3 protein-coding genes are annotated in these 2,421 nt (G+C 67.0%); all 3 read right to left on the reverse strand.

The features are described 5' to 3' along the window. Positions 1 to 847: ATP-binding cassette domain-containing protein (locus EOA24_RS34360; protein WP_133374770.1), on the reverse strand; the 847-nt coding region annotated here is incomplete at its 3' end. Continuing rightward, a complete protein-coding gene (locus EOA24_RS34365; protein WP_126082205.1) occupies positions 844 to 1,713 on the reverse strand; it encodes an ABC transporter permease in 870 nt (289 codons plus the stop codon). The genes EOA24_RS34365 and EOA24_RS34360, both read right to left, overlap by 4 nt. Further along, positions 1,710 to 2,421: ABC transporter permease (locus EOA24_RS34370; RefSeq protein WP_133374771.1), on the reverse strand; the 712-nt coding region annotated here is incomplete at its 5' end. The genes EOA24_RS34365 and EOA24_RS34370, both read right to left, overlap by 4 nt.

Consider the following 2,421-nt stretch of genomic DNA (forward strand, 5'->3'; position numbering starts at 1 on the left):
GGCCCGGATAGTCACGGCCGACACCTTCGACTTCGAGCAAGGGCTTTGCCGACCCGGCAAGATGCGGTTTCGGCCGCGCCGGCAGGTGCATGGAAGCCAGCGCCAACTCGCGCGTGTAGGGATGCTGCTGCTCGGACAGCGTGCGCGCGGTGTCGCCGGCTTCCGTCACCTCGCCATGGCGCAGGATGGTCAGGCGATCGGCCATCTCGGTCACCACCGCGAGGTCGTGCGAGATCAGCAGCAGGCCCATGCGGTTCTCGCGGACCAGATCGCGCAACAGGTCGAGGATCTGCGCCTGCAGGACGACGTCGAGCGCCGTCGTCGGCTCGTCGGCGATCAGCAGCTTCGGCTTCAGCGCGCAGGCAATGGCGATGACGACGCGCTGCCGCTGGCCGCCGGACAGTTCGTGCGGATAACGCGACAGCGGGAATTTGGCCTCCGGCAGCCCGACGCGGTCCAGGATTTTTCGCGCGCGGTCCTCGGCCTCGGCGCGGCTCGCCTTGGCGTGCCAGCGGATGCCTTCGGCGACCTGTTCGCCGATCGTCTTGACAGGATTGAGCGACGTCATCGGCTCCTGGAAGACCATGCCGATATCGTCGCCGCGCAAGGCGCACATCTGGTCTTCGGTGGCGCGGAGGATGTCGATGCCGTCGAAGGTCACGCGACCCTCGGCGCGCGCCAGATGAGGGAGGAGCTGCATGATTGTCAGCGCCGTCATCGACTTGCCGGAGCCGGATTCGCCGACAAGGCCGACGACTTCGCCGGGCGCGACCGTCAGCTCGACGCCTTTGAGGATCGGCGTGGCGCCGATCGTAAGCGATAGGTTCTCGATCTCGAGCAGGCTCATCGGCGCCGCCGCGATTTCGGATCGAGGATGTCGGCGATGCCGTCGCCGAGCAGGTTCAGCCCAAGCACGGTGATGACGATCGCCATGCCGGGAAAGATCGCCATCCAGGGCGCGGTCACCATGCGCGTCTGCGCGTCGAACAGCATGCGGCCCCAGCTCGGCATCGGCGGTTGGGCGCCGAGGCCGACATAGGAAAGCCCGGCTTCGGCGAGGATGCCGAGCGCGAACTGGATGGTGCCCTGGACGAGCAGCAGCGTCGCGATGTTGGGCAGGATGTGCTCGATGGTGATGTGCGTCATGCCCTTGCCGGCGGCGCGCGCGGCGAGGATGAATTCGCGCGGCCAGATCGCCAGCGCGCCGGCCCGGGCGACGCGCGCGAAGACAGGTATGTTGAAGATGCCGATGGCGATGATGGCGTTGACGGCGCCGGGGCCGAAGATCGCGGTGATCATGATCGCCGAAAGCAGGGCAGGGAAGGCGAAGACGACGTCGTTGACGCGCATCAGCGCCTCGTCGGCCAATCCGCCCCGCGCGGCGGCCAGAGCGCCGAGCGGCAGGCCGATGCCCATGCCGATGCCGACTGCGACCAGCGCGACCGCGATCGAATTGCGGGCGCCGACCATGACCATCGACAGGATGTCGCGACCGAAATGGTCGGTGCCGAACCAGTGGGCCCAAGAGGGCGCCTGCGTCTTGTCGGCAATCACCAGCCTGGTGACGTCGTAAGGCGTCCAGACGAAGGAGACGAGCGCGACAGCCACGATCAGCAGCGTGATGACCAGACCGATCAGGAAAGAGCGGTTGCCGAAGGCCTTGGCTAGCACGCCGGCAAGGGTTTCCTCGGGGAGGTCGACGCGCATGGTCATTGCCGGCCTCTGAGGCGCGGGTCGACGATGGCGTAGGAGAAATCGACGAGGATGTTGATCAGGATCACGGCGGCGACCAGAAGCATGACAATGCTCTCGACCACGATCAGGTCGCGCTGGGTGATGGCCTGGAAGATCAGCCGGCCGAGGCCAGGCAGGTAGAAGACATTCTCGATGATTATGGTGCCGGCAAGCAGGAAGGCGAATTGCAGGCCGAGGATGGTGAGCACCGGGATCATGGCGTTGCGCAACGCGTGGCGCCACAGCACGGCGCGGTAGGGCAGGCCCTTGGCGCGCGCGGTGCGGATATAGTCCTCGTTGAGCACCTCGATCAGCGCCGAGCGGGCGACGCGCCCCAGGATCGCCGCCTGCGGCAAGGCGAGGGCCACGGCCGGCAGGATCAGGGATTTCAACGCCGTCCAGACACCGGCACCCCAACCCGGGAAGCCGCCGGCCGGCACGAGCCGCAGCCAGACGGCAAACAGGTAGATCAACATCAGCGCGAACCAGAAATTCGGCACCGCGACGCCGATCTGGGCCGCGCCCATGGCCAGCGTATCGCCCGCGCGGCCCTGGCGGCTGGCCGAGAACACGCCGACCGGAATGGCGATGATGGTCGACAGTGCCAGCGCAATCAGCGCCAGCGGCAGGGAGACGGCGATGCGTTCACGCACCAGGTCGATGACGGGCACCGAATAGGTGTAGGAA

Origin of the sequence: Mesorhizobium sp. M2A.F.Ca.ET.039.01.1.1, from assembly GCF_003998035.1 — a bacterium.
GTDB lineage: Bacteria > Pseudomonadota > Alphaproteobacteria > Rhizobiales > Rhizobiaceae > Mesorhizobium.

Bases quoted from the DNA above. Each gene is read 5' to 3' on its own strand.
- EOA24_RS34365 (WP_126082205.1), bottom strand. From the start codon at position 1,713: ATGACCATGCGCGTCGACCTCCCCGAGGAAACCCTTGCCGGCGTGCTA.